Source organism: Methylomonas montana (assembly GCF_030490285.1).
Taxonomy (GTDB): Bacteria; Pseudomonadota; Gammaproteobacteria; order Methylococcales; family Methylomonadaceae; genus Methylomonas; species Methylomonas montana.
Genome location: NZ_CP129884.1, coordinates 189087 through 206914 on the forward strand (window position 1 = coordinate 189087; position 17828 = coordinate 206914).

Genomic DNA, 17828 nt, shown 5'->3' on the forward strand with positions numbered 1-17828 from the left:
TGGACAAGTGAAAACAGCCAAGCATTGTATTACCGGGTGAATAAAGATGTCGATTAAAGTGCTTTACTTTGCAAGTTTGAAGGACAGCGTGGGTCGGGGCGACGACGAATTAAGCGTCGAGGCGCCGCTGCCGGTGCGGGAAGTTTGGCGACGGCTCAATCCGGACCGGCCAATGCCGGATACGATGTTGGCGGCCGTGAATATGGAGTATGTCGGTCTGGATGCGCCGGTTAGCGATGGCGACGAGGTGGCGTTTTTTCCACCGGTCACCGGAGGTTGAGATGACTGTCATACTGTGCGCCGAAAGCTTCGATCCGTGGCAGGAACTGGCCGATTATCAGGCCCAAGCCAGCGAGATGGCCGGCAAATACGGCGCCACCGGCGTGTTTGTCGGCAGCATGCGCGATTTCAATCAAGGCGACGATGTGCGCAGCATGTATCTGGAGCATTATCCGGGCATGACCGAAAAACAATTGCAGCGCATCGTCGCAGAGGCGCAAAGCCGCTGGCAGCTGCTGGATACACTGCTTATCCACCGTATCGGTCGGGTATTGCCTAGCGATACGCTGGTGCTGGTGGCGGTCTGGTCCGAGCATCGCGGCGATGCCTTCGACGCCAGCCGTTTCATCATGGAAAATCTCAAAAGCCAGGCGCCGTTTTGGAAGCAGGAAACCTTGGAGTCCGGCCAAATGCGCTGGGTCGAAAAGAACAGCGACGGCTACAAACGCCAATGCTGAGTGGTCAGGACTGGCGCAAATTGCTGGCCGGCTGGGTATCGACAGCATAGCTTGCCACGCCAATATCGCGCAACGACTCGGGTTGCAGTTGTTGCTGCAGCTCGGCGATTTGCTGATTGGCTTGATTAACCTGCTGTTTCAAATCGTTGATGGTTTCGTGCAGATATTCGAAATGCACTTGAAAATAGCGTGCGGAAGGGAAGCTGGCATCCAGTGCTTCCGGCGACATCTTGTCCAATTTGGTTCGGGATCGTCTTGCTTTCATAATACACCTGAGATCATTGCTTTAGGCCAAATCATGCCGCTCGGGCATGAATGTTATGATTTCCTAATGATAAGACGTTTCAGAACTAAAATTCCACACTTAAAATATGAAAATTTAAGCGCGTATCCGTTCAGGTGAATTGGTTCGGTAACCAGCCGCGTTCGACGCAATCGCGAAAACTCCATTGCGGCATGGTTTCGGTTTTATAGCTCCAGAAAAACCAGCCCAGATATTTTTCGAACACCGCCAATTGCGCCGCCGCGTAACCGCGGTAGGCGATATCGAACTGAAAATTATCCATGGCCGGCTGGTCGTGATCGAACGGACCTTCTGCCCACAGCTCGGCCATTTTTAAATCCAGACCCAAGCTCCATTCTCCGACATAGCTCCAAAGGCCTGACTCGCTAATGATGTCGTCAGCCTCGGTTTTCCAATTGATAGCCGCTTTTTGCATGTGCCGATAAATGTCCATATTGACATCTTCGGCCACGAAACACTGGTAGCGATGAATATCGAAAATCACATTGCTATGTTCCGGCCTTTGCAGGAATCCAGCATATTCGCGGAAAGAGCGGAAGCCGTCGTGAAACACCACCGCCACCTGGTCGGCCGGACAATATTGGCGGATGCGCCGGTAGGCCGCCGCGGTATAACGCTTAAGCAGTACGGTATCCAGATCCCAGCGCGGTTCGTTCAATACTTCTATGCCGTGCAGGGCCGGTCGTTGGCCATAACGTTCGGCCAGGCGTTCCAGTACCGTCAAGGAATAATCGATATAGTCCTCGCGGGTATGCCATTCGCAAATATCCTTGATGCCGCCGTTATCGAAACCATTCTGGCAGCCTGGCGCCGCATGCAGGTCCAGTAGCACAAGCAGGCCGTAGCGTTCGGCCCAATCGAAAGCCCGATCCAGCACCTCGACCCCACCATTCACATAGGGGTAGGCATTTTCGCCGTAGCTGCGGTGGTAGGGATAGTCCGGGCCGAACAGCCAATGGCCAACCGGAATGCGTACTGCATTGATGCCGAGAGCGGCTAGCCAGTTAAAATCGTCTTCCGTGATAAAACTGTTCCAATGTTGCTTGAGGCGGGTTTCGGCGTCGCAGCCTAGTTCCACGCACCAGCCGGTTTCGTCTTCGGCTTGTAAGTCTTCGAACAGGCTGGGCGTCATCCATTTTTCCAATACCAGCCAACCGCCCAGGTTGACGCCACGTAGTTTTTTGCCGAATTTGTTAGCGAAATCGTGCGGCATGGGCGATGTCCTTACTGTCGGGTTAGCAGAGTGTAATTTGCCGTTTGTGCAACGCTTGTATGGTCGGTTGCTTGGTGATAGTCAACATTGCCGAATCCGGCAATTTTTTATGGATCAGATTGACCATGGCGACTTCGCCTTCCGGGTCTAGCGAATCGAAGGCTTCTTGCATCAATATCCATTTAGGTTTGTGCAATAGCAGCCGCACCAGGCCCAGACGCTGCTTTTGCTCGCGTTCGAGATTTTTTTCCCAATCGCCGATTTCGTCGAGTTGCTCGACAAGTTCTTTAACACCAGCCAGCTCCATAGTGTTTTCCAGAATGGCCTGATCGAATGCGGCACTGTCGGATGGATAGCAAATGGATGCGCGCAAGGTGTCGGTCGGTAGATAAGGCCGTGGCGGCATGAAGAACATCGATTCGTCGTCCGGCAGCTCGATGACGCCTTCGCCCCAGGGCCATAAGCCGGCAATCGCCTTAAACAGTTTGTTACCGGAAAATGCGTTACCGGCAATCAACACCTGTTCACCGGCTTTGATCTCTTCATTAAGACAAGGCACACAGACGATGCTATCCAGTCGGGTGATACATAAATCGCGGAAAGCCAATACTGATCGATCTGTCTTTTCCAGGCGGATGCGATGAGGGTCCGGCTTGGCGATTTCCCGTTCGAGTTGCTCCAGGGCTTTGCTCAGTCCGAGGATCCGTTCCACGGACGCGCGCCACTCAGCCACCTTGCCCATGTTGTCTACCGGCCAGGAGAGTGCGGCTACCATTTGCTGGAACGCTTGAGCCGACTGCATCAGCGCGCCCAGGCTGATGGAGCCCAAAATGTAGCGGGGCGCCGATACCAGGATAGGAAACGCCATTGACAATATCGAGTAACCGGAGCTGAACATGGTAATCCGTTTCCAGGCCTGGGTTTGTTGATCCCAGGCGTCGACGATATTGCCGAACAAACTATGAAAATGCGGGCTCTCGTGGCGCTCGCCGTGAATCAACGCTATGGCTTGGGCGTTTTCGCGGGCTTTGACCAAGGCAAAGCGAAAATTGGCTTCCACCGTTTGTCGGTTGTCGGTAGCGGTCGTCAAAGGCCGGCCTATCCACCAACCCAAGGTCGATGCGCTGGCGGCGTAAATCAACGCCAACCAGACCAGATGGCCTTGAATAGGGATTTCGACCAAGCCCAGGTTCAGAGTGACCGTGCCGGATAAAGTCCACAAAATCTCGGTAAAACTGATCAATAGCAACAGACAATAAAAGACAGTATGCAACAGATCAATGGCATATTCGGTGGAAATCCGGATGTCCTCAGCGATCCTGCCGTCGGGATTGTCGTGCTGGCCTGGAATATGGGTGACCAGATAATGGCGACCGTCGCGCATCCATTGACCGATCAGTTGATCGGTTAACCAGCCGCGCCAACCCAGTTGCAATCGGCGCTTGATCACCAGATGAGTGGCGGTAATCGCCATATTGGCGAGGAAAATCAACACGATTAGTCCGACTTGAGTAAACAGTCTCGACATCGAACGCTGTTCCAATGCATCGAATAACGCGGCGCTCCATTCGGTGATGATCACCGATATCGCAATCTGCGCTACCGTTAACGCCACTAAAGCCGCCGATAGGCCTCGAATAGTGGTCTTATTTTCAGAGCACCAAAAAGGTCCCGCCAATCGGACGAACGGCATAAAAAATTGACTGGTTGTTCGCAAGGCCATACTCCTCGTTTAAGGTCGGCAGGCAATATAACAAAATTAAACGCATCCATAACCATCAAATATGTCGGATCGATTACAGTCGCGACTTAGGATGGAAATAGGCTGTTGTGTTTGCTTGGGAAATCGAAAGGGGGAGAGGGTATGGAGTGTTTGGCAGGGTAGCGACGAGCGACCAGATGGTGTCGCTCGTCGGATCGAGATTGGACTTAGCGCTTCATCGAATCGAAAAATGCCGCGTTAGTTTTGAAATCCTTTAGTTTGCCCAGCAAAAATTCGGATGCCGCCAATTCGTCCATCGGTTGCAGAATTTTGCGCAAAATCCAGGTTTTTTGCAGTTCGTCGGGATCGACCAGATATTCTTCGCGGCGGGTGCCGGAGCGGTTGATGTTGATGGCCGGATACACCCGTTTCTCGGCGATTTTGCGTTCCAGATGCAATTCCATATTACCGGTACCCTTGAACTCTTCAAAGATCACCTCGTCCATCCGCGAGCCGGTTTCGACCAGCGCAGTGGCAATGATGGTCAAGCTGCCGCCTTCTTCGATATTCCGGGCCGCGCCGAAAAAGCGTTTGGGTTTTTCCAGCGCGTTGGCGTCGACACCGCCCGACAACAGCTTGCCGGAAGAAGGCACTACCATGTTGTAAGCCCTGGCCAGTCGAGTAATCGAGTCTAACAAAATAACCACGTCGTGCTTATGCTCGACCATGCGTCGGGCTTTTTCGATGACCATGTCGGCCACCTGAACGTGGCGGGTAGCCGGTTCGTCGAAAGTGCTGGAGACCACTTCGCCGCGCACGCAACGTTCCATCTCGGTGACCTCTTCCGGGCGTTCGTCGATCAACAACACGATCAGATAACATTCGGGATTGTTCTCGGCAATTGCATGGGCGATGCTCTGCATGATCATGGTTTTACCGGCTTTCGGCGGCGAGACGATCAGGCCGCGCTGGCCCTTGCCGATGGGGGCGATCAGGTCGATGATGCGGGCGGTCAAGTCTTCGCTGGTGCCGTTGCCTTGCTCCAGACGGAAGCGTTTGTTGGCGAACAGCGGTGTCAGGTTGGAAAAGGAAATCTTGTTTTTGGATTGCTCGGGGGACTCGAAGTTGATGCTTTCCACTTTCAGCATCGCGAAGTAACGTTCGCCTTCCTTGGGCGGCCGAATCTTGCCGCTGACCGTGTCGCCCGTGCGCAGGCCAAAGCGTCTGATTTGGCTGGGCGATACGTAAATATCGTCCGGCCCTGCGAGATAGGAACAACCGGGTGTCCTTAAAAAACCGAATCCGTCCGCCAGTATCTCCAAAACCCCGTCGCCAAAAATGTCTTCGCCGCTTTTCGCCTGCTTTTTCAGAATCGAGAAAATCAATTCCTGCTTTCTGGCTCTGTCGATATTTTCCAGTCCTAGGGACTCGGCAATGGCGATAATTTCGGTGGCTTGTTTTAGTTTTAACTCGGTAAGGTTCATGTTGATAAAGGGAAATGAAAGAAATGCAAAACAGCAGAAAGCTGTTTACAGCGGAAGGTGGTTGTTGGATAAACTAAGGACGATTAGGATGCGAAGGTGCAAGCGCAGAAAATTCTAGCGCAATAACCGGACTTATCAAAAACATTTTTAATAAATCCGGTCGATTCAGCTTAAATCTTAGAGGTTGCTATCGATGAACGCAGCCAATTGGGATTTGGTTAACGCGCCGACTTTGGTCGCTTCCACTTCGCCGCCCTTGAAGATCATCAAGGTCGGGATGCCGCGCACGCCATAGTGTTGAGGAGTTTTGGGGTTTTCGTCGATATTCAACTTGGCAACGGTCAGTTTGCCTTTATATTCGGATGCAATCTCATCCAGAACCGGGGCAATCATTTTGCAGGGTCCACACCATTCCGCCCAATAATCGACCAATACCGGCGTACCGGCTTTCAACACAGTTTCATTAAAATCAGCATCTGATACATGAAGGACTAGGTCGCTCACGCCATTCTCCATTAGTTTACAAAGTCAAGACTATAGTTTCGCCGCGCTTTAATTGTCAATCGATTTCAACCGTGCGGCTTTTTAGTTTATTCTATCGCGCTATGAAAAAAACACATTTGACGGAAACGCGTTTTAGCAATCTGGAGCTGTCCGACTCCATCATTAAAAGTCTGAAAGAAGCAGGATTTATCAACTGCACACCCATTCAGGATAAGTCACTGCCGTTGGCGTTACGCGATAAAGATGTCGCCGGCCAGGCCCAAACCGGTACCGGTAAGACCGCCAGTTTTTTGTTGGCGACTTTTCAGCGCCTGCTCAACGACGAAAGCGAAAAAATCAAAAATCCGCGTGCGTTGATTCTGGCGCCCACCCGGGAACTGGCGATCCAGATCCATAAGGATGCGCTGGTGCTCGGCAAATACCTGAATCTGAAATTCGCGCTGATTTACGGTGGCACCGATTATCAAAAGCAGCTGGATAAAATCAAAACCAACGTCGACATTATCATCGGTACGCCAGGCCGAATCATCGACTTCTACCGGCAAGGCGCCTTCACGCTGGATAACATCCAGGTCACGGTGATGGACGAAGCCGACCGCATGTTCGATCTGGGCTTCATCAAGGATATTCGCTTTCTGTTACGCCGCATGCCGCCACCGGAAAAACGCCTGAATCTGTTGTTTTCCGCGACCTTGTCCTACAAGGTTACCGAACTGGCTTACGAGCACATGAACAACCCGGTGCTGATCCGCATCGAGTCAGAAGAAGTCACCTCAAAAGCTATCAACCAGGTGGCCTATTGCCCGGCCAACGAGCAGAAAATCCCGCTGTTGCTGGGCTTGCTGAAACAGCATCAACCGCAGCGCAGCATCGTCTTCGTCAACACCAAGCGTTGCGCCGAACAACTGGACGATTATCTGCAAGCCAACGGCCACAAGACCGCGATGCTCAGCGGCGACGTGCCTCAGGAAAAACGCCAGCGCCTGCTCAACGATTTCCAGGAAAACCGGGTGACATTGCTGATTGCCACCGACGTGGCGGCGCGCGGGCTGCATATTCCGGACGTTTCGCATGTCTTCAATTACGACCTGCCGCAGGATGTCGAGGATTATGTGCATCGCATCGGTCGTACCGCCCGTTTCGGTGCCAGCGGCGAGGCTATCAGTTTTATTTGCGAGGAATATGCTTATTCGATGCCGGACATTGAGGATTACATCGGCGAGAAAGTGCCTGTGCAAGCCATCACGCCGGAATTGATGGTGGAAGACGTGGCCAAACCCGAGCGCCGTGAGCCGCGCGAACGGGTCATGCAGCGTGACAAACGCCCGCCACGTTCAGAGCACAAACCCAGAGAACATAGGCCGCCGCGCCCCACATCCGCTACAAGCCAGGCATCAGCGCCCGAAAATCCTCCACAGCCGGAAATTCCTCAATCAGTCTGACCGGTCGTTGGCTGTCCGGTTTGCTGATCGAGACCAGGTGAGCGATGCCGAAGGTTTCGGCCGAGCGCAACACGGCCAGGCTGTCGTCAACCAGTAGGGTTCTATGCTTTTCGAAAACATGTCTGTCCTGCAGGGTTTGCCAAAAGTCTTGGTGCTCCTTGGCAAAGCCGAAATCATGCGACGAGATAATTGCGTCGAAAAACTGGTGCAGACAAGTTTTTTCCATTTTCAGATTGAGGCTGTCGCGGTGAGCGTTGGTCACCAGCAATAAGCGCTTGCCGCTGCCGCGCACCGCGTCCAGAAACTCGCTGACATGCGGGTGCACCGCGATCAGTCCGGCCAGCTCCTGCTTCAAGCCGGCGATATTCAACGCCAGCTCGGCGCTCCAAAAATCCAGGCAATACCATTCCAGTTTGCCTTCCATCGCTTTGAAACGTGGCGCCAGCTGCTGCTTGGCTTCCTCTAGCGACAGACCATGCAGTTCGGCGAAGCGCAGGGGTACAAATTCTTGCCAGAAATGATTGTCAAAATTCAGATCCAGCAAGGTGCCGTCCATGTCCAGTAAAACGGTATCGATTTGTTTCCAATCGAGCATTCCTTTTCCCTCATAAAAAGCGTGGCGTGGCGCACCGATGATGTCGACGGATTGTCAAGGCAGCGCAGCCGGTGTTTAGCGCGCCAGGCTGTTATTCTAACCGGAAAATCTCGAAGTTCGGCTAAGCTTGATGGCGGAGAGGAAAACCCTTAAAAATATCAATATATGGTCGGACAATAGGAGTGTAACCATGAGTGCCATGAAAGTACGGACCCGCTTGGGCTTGGGTTTTGGCGGCGTGTTGCTGTTACTGGTGATGATCGCCGGGATTAGCATCAACGCGATGAGCAATCTGCTGGCCGATATCGACAATATGGTCAACGACAAATTTCCGAAAACGGTTTGGGCCAATAACGTCATCGATAATATCAACGTGATCGCCCGCTCGATGCGCAACACCCTGATCGTTAAGGACCAGGCGACGATTGAAAAAGAACTGGGCCGGATCCAGGATGCGCGCAAGACTATTAAGGGAAACCTGGATAAACTCGACGAGACCATTAACACGGTCGAAGGCAAGGCCGCACTGAAAGCGGTGCAGGATGCCAGGGCGCCGTATGTTGCCGCTCAAGACCAATTCATCACCCTGGCCGGCTCCGGTAAACAACAGGAAGCGGCCGAATATTTGCTGACCAGCGTTCGGAAACTGCAAACCACTTATTTCGATGCGGTTACCGTTTTAATCGACTATCAAGTCAAATTGATGCAACAAACCGGAGAGGCGGCCAAGCTGACGGTCAGCAGTATCGTCAATACCATTAGCATGCTGGCAATAACCTCGGTGCTGGTCGGGGCGATGGCCGGCTATTTGATTACCAAGGGCTTAATGAAGCAGCTGGGCGGCGAACCGGCTTATGCGGCCGAAGCGGTGAAAACCATAGCCGGCGGCGATCTTTCCGTTGATATCGAGCTGCGGGAGGGTGACAGTAGCAGTTTGTTATACGACTTAAAAATGATGCGAGACCAGTTGAGCGATGTGGTCGAGCAAGTGTTGGGCAATGCTGATGTATTAAGTTCCGCGTCCAAGGAAGTCAGTTCCACCGCGCAATCGATCAGCCAGGCGACCACGCAGCAGGCGGCCAGCGTTGAGGAAACCACTAGCGCCATCGAGCAACTCAACGCTTCTGTACAACAAAATACCGAAAATGCCCATATTACCGAAAAGATCGCCGGTAAATCGGCTGGCGAGGCCAAGCAAGGCGGCGAAGCGGTGGTGGAAACCGTCAGCGCGATGAAACATATCGCCAAGAAAATTGGCCTAATCGAAGACATTGCCTACAAGACCAATCTATTGTCTCTGAACGCGGCGATCGAAGCCGCTTCGGCTGGCGAACACGGCAAAGGCTTCGCGGTGGTGGCCGCCGAAGTCCGCAAGTTAGCGGAAAGCAGCCGCACCACCGCCGAGGAAATCAACGAACTGGCCTCCAACAGCGTGGCGATTGCCGAAAAAGCCGGGGTATTGATCGGCAATGTGTTGCCTAGCATCGATAAAACCGCCGATCTGGTGCAAGAGATCAATGCCGCTTCCAACGAGCAGGCTGAAGGCATCAAACAAATCGGCGAAGCCATGCGTCAGCTGGATAGGGTGACTCAACAAAATGCCGCAGCCTCGGAGGAAATGGCGGCAACCGCCGAAGAGTTGAACGGCCAAGCCGAACAGTTGCAACAGGTTGTCGGTTTTTTTACCTTGGATAAACGCTGAGCAGGCCGCGTTAGGCCCAGCAACTTCTTGCCAGACTGGCTGGTGGCTGGGTTATAGTGTGTTCATCCGATAACCCGCATTGTCGAGCCAGCCGATGTCCAATAGACCAAAAATTCTGAAACAGACCGTCGTCGCCCAAACTCGCCAGTTTCGCATCGAGGCGCTGGATTTAGAGTTTAGCAACGGCGAGCGCCGTCAATACGAGCGCTTGGCCCGCAACGCTTCCAGCGGCGCGGTGCTGATCGTGCCGATGCTGGATCCGGAGACGGTATTGCTGGTCAGGGAATACGCGGCCGGTATCCATCGTTACGAATTGGGCTTACCGAAGGGCAAGCTCGATGCCGGTGAAGATATGTTGACCGCCGCGAATCGGGAGCTGAAAGAGGAAATCGGTTACGGCGCCGCCAAGTTGCGGCATTTGCATCGAGTCTCGTTGGCGCCGGCCTATTTGGAACACACCATAGACATCATTCTGGCTGAGGAGCTTTATCCGGAAAAACTGGTCGGTGACGAGCCGGAAGAGCTGCAAGTGGTGCCGTGGCCGTTGCGGCGCATAGACACCTTGCTGGCTAGCTGCGAATGTAGTGAGGCTCGTTCGATTGCCGCGTTGTATATGGCTTTGGCGCATCTGAACGGCCGCGACTAAAGCGCCACTTATACCGCATCGCTGGAAACGCAAGATTTTACGTCTCTACAGCTTTTTGATTGTTAAATCTTGAACAAGGGCTCTAAACCGTCGTCGCTTTTCCTGTCGGCGTTTTCCGCCAATGGTTTAGCGGAAAACGCCTGCCATAGATTTTGGCCTTGCCAGTCCTGATGTTGTCCGGAATATAACAAGCGATTCAGCGCCAGGATTTCCTCGCCTAGCGCAGCCGGACAGCGCGCCGCCAGGCTGCCTAGGCTCCCGGTTGCAAATTCGGTCTTGCCCCATTGCAATAAAGCCTGCTTAGCGGCTTGCGGATTGTTTTCCCAGCACGCGCGTTTCAGCGTCCTTTCCAACAAGGATTCCGATGCTGCCGTGCCGGACTTCGGTCCTGATGGTTTAGCCGCCGGTCGCCGATAGAACAGCACAATGGTCAGCAACCAGCCGGCCGCCAAGGTCGCCGATACCGCCTGCCAAATGCGGGTGTCGCTGTCGGAGGCCACGGTAATCGGCGTACTGGCGATGCTGTCGGACGCCGGTTCGGCCGGCGCGGTGGCCGTTGCTGGCGCTGGATGGGTTGCAGCGCCGCTGGCCAAAGCCTTGATCTTCACGCTGGGCAAACTGGCCACTTCCGTTTTTTGAGTCTGGGTATTGAACCAGGCGATTTCCAGTGCCGGTAAGGTGTAGTCGCCGGGCTTAGACGGAATGAAGGCGATTTTCTCCTCGCGCAGCGCGGTCAGACCGTCGATTTGCTTGTCTTCTTTCAGCAGCGGTTGATCGGGATAGGTCTTGATGCCGTCGATGGCGGTTTTACCCAACAGTTCCGGCAGCTGGCCAACCGTGGCACCCTTGGCGCTTAGTGTCAAAGTGCGTGTCAAGGGTTCGCCGACTTTGACTTGTAGACTGGTGTCGGACCAGGTTTCGCTGAGTTGTAAGGCCTCGGCCGCCAGCCAATTCGGGCCTTTAAAGCCGGCCGGTACCGCCTGCACGTTCAATGTAATCGCTTTCGAGGCTATGCGACGGCTTTCGGTGCTGGGGCGGTTGAAAAAGCCGTTGAAGCGCCGCTGCTGCTGGTTACTGACAAATTCGGCGTTCAGGATCAAGGGTGCGATGGTAAACACTCCGCTTTGCTGCGGAAAAATCGCATATTTGCGCTCGGTCACCCAATAATCGACACCCTTGACTTGGGTGGCGTAAGTACTGTCCTCGCCCAGCTTTTCGACCAGCGCATCCTTGATCTCAGGTTCGCTGAGGCTGGCCTGGGTGATCTGCACCTTACGGAATAGCTTCAGCGTGCATAGCACTTGCGACTGCACATAAGGCTTTTCCGGTGCGGCATTGACTTCCAGAAATATCTCGTCGTTGCTCTGCGGCGTCACGGTGTTTTCGCTGACGGTCAGTTTCAAGGGCTTACTGTTGTCGGCGCCGAAAGCGATGGGCGGAATCAATAACTCGCCGGCTTGCTTGGCCATCGCATTGACGATCCACTGTTCGCTACGGCTGCTTTTGCCGTTGACCCACGACGAACTGCTGCTGCGCTGCTGATTGATGATCTCGAAATTGTCCTGCAAGGGCGAAAAATCCGGGCTGCCGTCCGGCTCCTCGCTGGCGGTGAAGGTGATCTGAAACGATTCGCCGAGGCCGACCGGATTGCGGTCCACCGTCACTTCAATTTCCGCCGCGTCGATTGCGCTCGCCAACAACATTAACAGGCTAAACAGAATCCGCGAGCAATAATGTCTATGCATAAAGTTGATCATCTACTTCATTGAAAAAGGTTTATGGGTGTCATGACGATTGTCGAACCAGCCGTATAACACCGGCAACACCAACAGCGTCAACAGCGTCGAACTAGCCAAGCCGCCAATTACCACGATGGCCAGCGGTTTTTGTACTTCCGAGCCGGGACCTACGGCGAACAAAAACGGCACCAGGCCCAGCAATGCTACGGTGGCGGTCATCATCACCGGTCTAAAGCGCTGTTCGCAGCCGCGCCGAATTGCATATTCCAGGCTCAAGCCGCTCTCGCGCTGCGAACGGATATACGAGACCAGCACGACGCCGTTCAGCACTGCGATCCCCCACAAGGCGATGAAACCGACCGAGGCCGGTACCGACAGATATTCGCCGCTGAGAAACAGCGTGATAATGCCGCCTATCGACGCGAACGGCAGCACCAGAATAATCAAGGTGGCGAAGCGCAGCGATTTAAACAGCATGAACAACAAAAAGAAAATCGCCGCGATGGTGACCGGAATGATCATTTTCAGGTGACCCAAGGCCCGTTCCATGTTCTGGAACTGGCCGCCCCATTGCAGATAATAGCCTTCCGGCAATTTGACCTTGTCGGCCACGGCTTTTTGCAACTCGGCGACGAAACCGCCCAAATCCCGGTCGCGAACATTAATACCTACCACGATGCGGCGCTTACCCATTTCTCGGCTGATCAAGGCCGGGCCGTCGTTCAGGCTGATCTTGGTGACATCGCCCAACGGCACCCGCGCCCCGTTTGCCGAAGTCAGCATCAAAGCTTCGATGGCGCCGGTATTATTGCGAAATTGCGCCGGCAGACGTACCGCCGCCGAAAAGCGCCGTTCGCCCTGATAAATCTCGGTAGCCACCTTGCCGGCTATCGCGGTTTCGATCACGTCGTGAATATCGGCGGCATTCAAGCCGTGGCGGGCGATGGCTTGCCTATCGACAGTGATATTCAAATATTGCTGGCCGGTCAGCCGTTCGACGCGAATGTCGCGGGCGCCGTTCACGTTGTTGGCGACGCCGGCAATCTCGTCGGCCAGCCGTTTCAGCTCCGCCAGATCGTCGCCGAATACTTTCACGGCCACGTCGGAACGTACGCCGGTGACCATTTCGTCGACCCGGTCGGAAATCGGTTGAGCCATCACTACTTGCATACCCGGCAGGTTCGCGGTGAGTTTGGCGCTCATCGCGTCGGCGATATCGTCCTGATTCCAGCCTTTCGGCCATTCTTCGCGCGGCTTCAACGTGACGATGGGCGTCGATTCGTTTTGCGCTTGCGGGTCGGCCGGACTTTCGCCGCGGCCGACGCCGCTGACCACGGTTTTGACGCCGGGAATCTCCATCACCATTTTCATCGCCTGCATTTCCACATGAATGCTTTCTTCCAAGGAAATATTCGGCATCCGGTTAATGCCGGGCACGATGGAGCCTTCCTTCATTTCCGGAATAAACGAAGTACCCAGCAGGGGCAACAAAGCCAGCGTGGCGGCAAATACCGCCACCGCGCCGCCCACGACCTTGAGCCGATTGGCCATTGCCCAATCCAGCATGCGCAGATAATAGCGTTTGATGAAGGCGATCAGCAGGGTATCGTGTTCGCCGTCGTGGCCTTCCAGCAGGAAGGCGCATAGCACTGGCGACAGCGTCAAGGACAGCACCAGCGAAATCAACAAGGCAATGGCGATGGTATAGGCCAGCGGCGCGAACATCTTGCCTTCCATGCCTTGCAAGGTCATTAAGGGCAAAAACACCAGGATGATGATGCCGACCCCGAACAGGACCGGTGTCGCTACTTCCTGGGCGGCGGTCATCACCACTTTTACTCGGCTGGTGGCGCGGCCCTTGCGTTCGCCCAACAAGCGGAAGGCGTTTTCCACCACCACCACGGAGCCATCCACCATTAAGCCGATCGCAATCGCCAAGCCGCCCAAGGACATCAAATTGGCCGACAAACCCAGCTGATTCATCGCGATAAAAGTCACCAAGGGCGTGACGATCAAGGTGCTGACCACGATCAAACTGGAGCGCACATCGCCCAGAAACAGGAACAACACGATCACCACCAGCACGATACCTTCCAGCAACACCTTGGTGACGGTATGCAAGGCGGCATCGACCAGGTCGCTGCGGTCGTAATAAGAAACGATTTTCAAGCCATTTGGCAGCATGCCTTTGTCGTTGATTTCCGCCACCCGCTCCTTGATCCGGCTCACCACTTCCTTGGCATTACCGCCGCGCAGCATCATCACCACGCCGCCGACCGATTCGGTATAGCCGTCCTTGAGCACCGCGCCGACTCGCACTTCGTGGCCGATCTTCACTTCCGCAACGTCGTGCATATGCACCGGCACGGCGTTTTCTTCCTTCAAGACGATATTGCCGATGTCGTTGACGTCGTTGATCAAGCCGACGCCGCGAATCAGATATTGCTCGGCATAATGCGGCAGCACGCCGCCGCCGCTGTTGGCGTTATTGTGAGCCAAAGCCTCGAACACCTCGTTCAAGGAAATCCGGTAATGATGCAGGCGGTTGGGATTGACCAAGACTTGGTATTGCTTGACGTAACCGCCTTGGGAGTTGATTTCGGCGACACCGGGTATGCCGCGCAGCAGGGGCCGTACCACCCAGTCCTGAGCTTCGCGACGCAGTTGCAATTCTTCCTGGGTCAAGGCCTTCTGGCCGTCGTCGTCGCGATCCAGCGTGTATTGATAAACCTCGCCCAAACCGGTCGATACCGGACCCAATACCGGATTCACGCCGTCCGGCATCTGCTGTTTGACTTCGATCAGCCGTTCCATCACCAATTGGCGGGCGAAATAGACTTCGGTGCTGTCGGTGAAAATCAGCGTGATCAACGACAGCCCGTTTTTATTCATCGAGCGCATTTCTTCCAAACCGGGCAGGCCGGCCATCGCGATTTCCAGCGGCACGGTGATCAGGCGTTCGACTTCGTCCGGCGAGCGGCCGGTGGCTTCGGTGGCAATTTGTACCTGAATATTGGTGACGTCCGGAAACGCATCCACCGACAATTGCTGCACGGCGCGGGCGCCGAATAAAGTAATGGCTACTGCCAGCACCGCGACCAGGATGCGTTGTTGCAGGGCCGCTTGGATCAGTCCATTGATCATTGTTTACTCCAATGTGCCGCGCAGGCGCTCGTTATTCAAGTGAAACGCGCCGCTGACCACGATCTTCTCGCCGGCTTTCAAGCCTTCCAGCAGCGGTCGTTTTTGGGCTTCCTCGCGTCCCAGCCGCACCGGCCGCAGTTCGAAATTGGTCGGTGCGGTTTGCACGAACACATAGTCCTTGTCGTTATCGCGTACCACCGCCTGGCTGGGCACCGTTAAGGTTTGCGAGCCGGGTTTGCTGATCTTCAAGGTGGCCAGCATCTGCGGTTTGAACAAGCGTTGCGGATTGGCCAGTTCCATCCGTACCGTGACGGTGCGGGTGTCCGCATCGACTAGGTCGGCGACATAAATCAGCTTGCCGCTGACTTCCTGGCCCGGCAATGCAGGTACCTCGGCTAGCGCCTTATCGCCTTGCCGCGCCCAATGCGCTTGCTGTTCGGGAATTTCCGCGACCAGCCACAGCTGCGATAAATCGGCCACCGTATAGAGGCTGTCGGCCGGTTGTACTACCTGACCGATGGCGACGTTACGCTCGATTACCACGCCGTCGATGCTGGCAGTGACCGGCGAAAAGGAATGGATGCTGCGTTGCTTGTCCAGCCGTTTCAAATCGGTTTCGCTCATGCCCATCACCCGCAAACGGTCGCTGGCGGCGCGTAAATCGACTTCGGCCTCGGTCAACACGCCTTGGCGTTCCTGCAATTCGGCTTCGGCAATCACACCGCTTTCCAATAGCCGTTCGGCGCGTTTGACGGTGATGCGCCGCAAATTGACCTGCGAAGTGGCTTTTAAATAATCTGATTGCGCCTGGCTCAGTTCGGTACTGTTCAACAAGGCCAGACGTTCGCCTTTCTTGACGTTTTGACCCAGCATCGCGTTGATTTCGGTAATCCGGCCGGTCACGGACGCGCCGATCCGTGCCACCCTATGTTGATCCAGTTCCACCCTGGCCGATAGATTCAACGACTCGCTGACTTCGCTGGGTTTCACTTCCGCCACGTCGAGCAACTTCAACAAGGCCGGTGAGGCCTCCAGCAACGGTTTCATTTCCGCGCCGGCGGCGGGCAGTGTAAAGCTCAGTAACAGCAGCCCTTTCGAAAACAGCCTGGGGCGGCAGAGAGTAAAGCGCTTCGCTTTCATGGTATTTCCTATAATGAACGGTAATCTTTTCATAACTATCCAGTGATCGAGTCTCCCACAGTCTGAATAGTTTCCTGTTTAAGCCAACATAAGGACGATGACGGACGTCCGGTCCGGGGGTCGCCGCTCGAGAAGGCTTACACCGCCTCGTCGGCCGGTTTTTGGCTGATCAGCACCTTATCGATGCGAATGCCGTCGATATCGACGATTTCGAAACGCCATTGCCGGTATTCGAAAGCATCGGCGACTTGCGGAATTTTTTCCAAGTAGAACAGGATAAAGCCGCCGACCGTGTGATAGTCGTTGTCGGCTTCGCCGGGTAACTGGCCGTCCATGCCGATCACCGACTTCATGCGCTGAATCGACAGGCCGCCGTCCACTAGCCAGGAGCCATCGGCGCGCTGCATCACATCGATATCCAGATTGCCTTCGCTCGGCAAATGGCCGACGATGGCTTTCAACACATCACTGAGCGTCACCAAACCTTCGATGTCGCCGTATTCGTTGACGATCAGCGCCAGATCGGTGCGTTTTTCCTTAAAATATTCCAGCAATTGGGGCAGCGTGATCGATTCCGGCACATACAGCGGCGCGTGCAGGATAGGCATAATGTCGATGGCCGCACCGGACATGGCCGGTTTCAACAATTCGCTGCGCTGCAAGATGCCCACCACGTTTTCCAAACCGTCTCGGCAAATGACCGCCCGCGCATACGGACAGTCGGCGATTTCGGTATGTACCTTAGCCTCGTCGCTGCTCAGATCGATCGCAAAAATTTGCTGTCTGGGCGTCATCACCGCGCCGACCCGTTGTTCGTCCAGTCTCAAGACATTGGAGACTAAGTGGCTTTCGCTAGCATGAAATACGCCAATTTCAGCGCCGATTTCCATCAAGAGCTTGATTTCTTCGTTAGTGATCGTCGTCTGCGGCGGTTGGTGGGCGCCGAAGATGCGCAGGAGCAACGTGCTGGAAGACGATAACAGCCAGACCAGCGGGCTGGTGATCAGGGAAAGAGTATTCATCGGTCGGGCCATGACCACCGCGATATTTTCCGGATGCAGCAGCGCCAGGCGTTTGGGCACCAGTTCACCGACCACCACCGAAAAATAGGTAATCAGGAACACGGTCGAAATCAGCGCGATGGTCTCCGCATAGGGTGCCAGCAAGGGGATGTTCTGTAATTGACGATACAGCGGCTCTTTCAAGGTTTCCTCGCCCAAAGCGCCGCTGAGGATGCCCACCGAGGTGATGCCGACCTGGACGGTGGACAGGAAGCGGGACGGATCTTTGTGCAGTTTCAAGGCCGATCGGGCGCCGGCGCGTTTCTCGGTGGCCAGCTTTTGCAGGCGGGCCAGCCGGGAAGACACCAGCGACATTTCCGACATGGCGAACACACCGTTGATCAGGATTAAAATCAGTATCAGGCCAATATCCATCGTGTCATCGTTTCAGTTGTCTTGAATGGGGGAGCGCCAT

At 54.7% G+C, this 17828-nt stretch carries 15 protein-coding genes; 5 read left to right on the plus strand and 10 right to left on the minus strand.

From position 1 onward, the window contains the following. The first annotated feature begins 46 nt into the window (after positions 1–46). Together QZJ86_RS00920 and QZJ86_RS00925 are read left to right on the plus strand one after the other, a co-directional pair. On the plus strand, positions 47–280 hold the full coding sequence (locus QZJ86_RS00920) for a MoaD/ThiS family protein (protein ID WP_301935805.1): 234 nt from the start codon (positions 47–49) through the stop codon (positions 278–280). Position 281: 1 nt separating this feature from the next. Continuing rightward, the gene (locus QZJ86_RS00925; protein WP_301935806.1) at positions 282–737 is read left to right on the plus strand and encodes a molybdenum cofactor biosynthesis protein MoaE; all 456 of its coding nucleotides are present in this window, start codon (positions 282–284) and stop codon (positions 735–737) included. A 4-nt stretch (positions 738–741) separates the two neighbouring features. Here the strand turns inward: QZJ86_RS00925 and QZJ86_RS00930 are convergent, their stop codons facing one another. The 5 genes from QZJ86_RS00930 to trxA all read right to left on the minus strand — a co-directional run bounded on the left by QZJ86_RS00930 (position 742) and on the right by trxA (position 5944). Further along, positions 742–1002: a hypothetical protein gene (locus QZJ86_RS00930; protein WP_301935807.1), complete on the minus strand. Its 261-nt coding sequence runs from the start codon at positions 1000–1002 to the stop codon at positions 742–744. 130 nt (positions 1003–1132) lie between these two features. Beyond that, positions 1133–2254 carry a glycoside hydrolase family 5 protein gene (locus QZJ86_RS00935; protein WP_301935808.1) on the minus strand — a complete coding sequence of 374 codons (1122 nt, stop codon included), beginning with the start codon at positions 2252–2254 and terminating at the stop codon, positions 1133–1135. Positions 2255–2276: 22 nt separating this feature from the next. Then, positions 2277–3947 carry an ABC transporter ATP-binding protein/permease gene (locus QZJ86_RS00940; protein ID WP_301939064.1) on the minus strand — a complete coding sequence of 557 codons (1671 nt, stop codon included), beginning with the start codon at positions 3945–3947 and terminating at the stop codon, positions 2277–2279. Between the two features lie 236 nt (positions 3948–4183). Continuing rightward, positions 4184–5440, minus strand: coding sequence for a transcription termination factor Rho (gene rho, locus QZJ86_RS00945; protein ID WP_301935809.1), 1257 nt, complete (start codon positions 5438–5440; stop codon positions 4184–4186). A 177-nt stretch (positions 5441–5617) separates the two neighbouring features. Next, entirely contained in the window at positions 5618–5944 is a 327-nt protein-coding gene (gene trxA / locus QZJ86_RS00950; RefSeq protein ID WP_320415835.1) for a thioredoxin TrxA, read from the minus strand. Between the two features lie 101 nt (positions 5945–6045). Between trxA and rhlB the strand changes: the two genes are divergently transcribed. Further along, entirely contained in the window at positions 6046–7386 is a 1341-nt protein-coding gene (rhlB, locus tag QZJ86_RS00955) for an ATP-dependent RNA helicase RhlB (RefSeq protein ID WP_301935811.1), read from the plus strand. Here rhlB and yrfG read toward each other — a convergent pair. Then, positions 7325–7981, minus strand: a complete 657-nt coding sequence (yrfG, locus tag QZJ86_RS00960) for a GMP/IMP nucleotidase (protein ID WP_301935812.1) — start codon at positions 7979–7981, stop codon at positions 7325–7327. The genes rhlB and yrfG overlap by 62 nt on opposite strands. Positions 7982–8171: 190 nt before the next feature. On the opposite strand from yrfG, the gene QZJ86_RS00965 reads away from it, so the two are divergent. Both QZJ86_RS00965 and nudE read left to right on the plus strand, forming a co-directional pair. Continuing rightward, the gene (locus QZJ86_RS00965) at positions 8172–9683 is read left to right on the plus strand and encodes a methyl-accepting chemotaxis protein (protein WP_301935813.1); all 1512 of its coding nucleotides are present in this window, start codon (positions 8172–8174) and stop codon (positions 9681–9683) included. 94 nt (positions 9684–9777) lie between these two features. After that, entirely contained in the window at positions 9778–10329 is a 552-nt protein-coding gene (nudE, locus tag QZJ86_RS00970; RefSeq protein ID WP_301935814.1) for an ADP compounds hydrolase NudE, read from the plus strand. Positions 10330–10391: 62 nt separating this feature from the next. Here the strand turns inward: nudE and QZJ86_RS00975 are convergent, their stop codons facing one another. The 4 genes from QZJ86_RS00975 to QZJ86_RS00990 form a co-directional block, all read right to left on the minus strand. Next, positions 10392–12074, minus strand: coding sequence for a BatD family protein (locus QZJ86_RS00975; RefSeq protein ID WP_301935815.1), 1683 nt, complete (start codon positions 12072–12074; stop codon positions 10392–10394). Between the two features lie 12 nt (positions 12075–12086). Further along, on the minus strand, positions 12087–15212 hold the full coding sequence (locus QZJ86_RS00980) for an efflux RND transporter permease subunit (RefSeq protein WP_301935816.1): 3126 nt from the start codon (positions 15210–15212) through the stop codon (positions 12087–12089). Between the two features lie 3 nt (positions 15213–15215). Next, positions 15216–16352 (minus strand): efflux RND transporter periplasmic adaptor subunit, encoded by a 1137-nt coding sequence (locus QZJ86_RS00985; protein ID WP_301935817.1) that lies wholly within the window; start codon positions 16350–16352, stop codon positions 15216–15218. A gap of 137 nt (positions 16353–16489) precedes the next feature. Beyond that, positions 16490–17788 carry a hemolysin family protein gene (locus QZJ86_RS00990; RefSeq protein ID WP_301935818.1) on the minus strand — a complete coding sequence of 433 codons (1299 nt, stop codon included), beginning with the start codon at positions 17786–17788 and terminating at the stop codon, positions 16490–16492. Positions 17789–17828 lie beyond the last annotated feature (40 nt).

What these genes read in the sequence shown, in the direction of transcription:
- QZJ86_RS00920 (WP_301935805.1), top strand. Translation starts at nt 47, where the DNA reads ATGTCGATTAAAGTGCTTTACTTTGCAAGTTTGAAGGACAGCGTGGGT.
- QZJ86_RS00925 (WP_301935806.1), top strand. Translation starts at nt 282, where the DNA reads ATGACTGTCATACTGTGCGCCGAAAGCTTCGATCCGTGGCAGGAACTG.
- QZJ86_RS00930 (WP_301935807.1), bottom strand. Translation starts at nt 1,002, where the DNA reads ATGAAAGCAAGACGATCCCGAACCAAATTGGACAAGATGTCGCCGGAA.
- QZJ86_RS00935 (WP_301935808.1), bottom strand. Translation starts at nt 2,254, where the DNA reads ATGCCGCACGATTTCGCTAACAAATTCGGCAAAAAACTACGTGGCGTC.
- QZJ86_RS00940 (WP_301939064.1), bottom strand. Translation starts at nt 3,947, where the DNA reads ATGCCGTTCGTCCGATTGGCGGGACCTTTTTGGTGCTCTGAAAATAAG.
- rho (WP_301935809.1), bottom strand. Translation starts at nt 5,440, where the DNA reads ATGAACCTTACCGAGTTAAAACTAAAACAAGCCACCGAAATTATCGCC.
- rhlB (WP_301935811.1), top strand. Translation starts at nt 6,046, where the DNA reads ATGAAAAAAACACATTTGACGGAAACGCGTTTTAGCAATCTGGAGCTG.
- yrfG (WP_301935812.1), bottom strand. Translation starts at nt 7,981, where the DNA reads ATGCTCGATTGGAAACAAATCGATACCGTTTTACTGGACATGGACGGC.
- QZJ86_RS00965 (WP_301935813.1), top strand. Translation starts at nt 8,172, where the DNA reads ATGAGTGCCATGAAAGTACGGACCCGCTTGGGCTTGGGTTTTGGCGGC.
- nudE (WP_301935814.1), top strand. Translation starts at nt 9,778, where the DNA reads ATGTCCAATAGACCAAAAATTCTGAAACAGACCGTCGTCGCCCAAACT.
- QZJ86_RS00975 (WP_301935815.1), bottom strand. Translation starts at nt 12,074, where the DNA reads ATGCATAGACATTATTGCTCGCGGATTCTGTTTAGCCTGTTAATGTTG.
- QZJ86_RS00980 (WP_301935816.1), bottom strand. Translation starts at nt 15,212, where the DNA reads ATGATCAATGGACTGATCCAAGCGGCCCTGCAACAACGCATCCTGGTC.
- QZJ86_RS00985 (WP_301935817.1), bottom strand. Translation starts at nt 16,352, where the DNA reads ATGAAAGCGAAGCGCTTTACTCTCTGCCGCCCCAGGCTGTTTTCGAAA.
- QZJ86_RS00990 (WP_301935818.1), bottom strand. Translation starts at nt 17,788, where the DNA reads ATGGATATTGGCCTGATACTGATTTTAATCCTGATCAACGGTGTGTTC.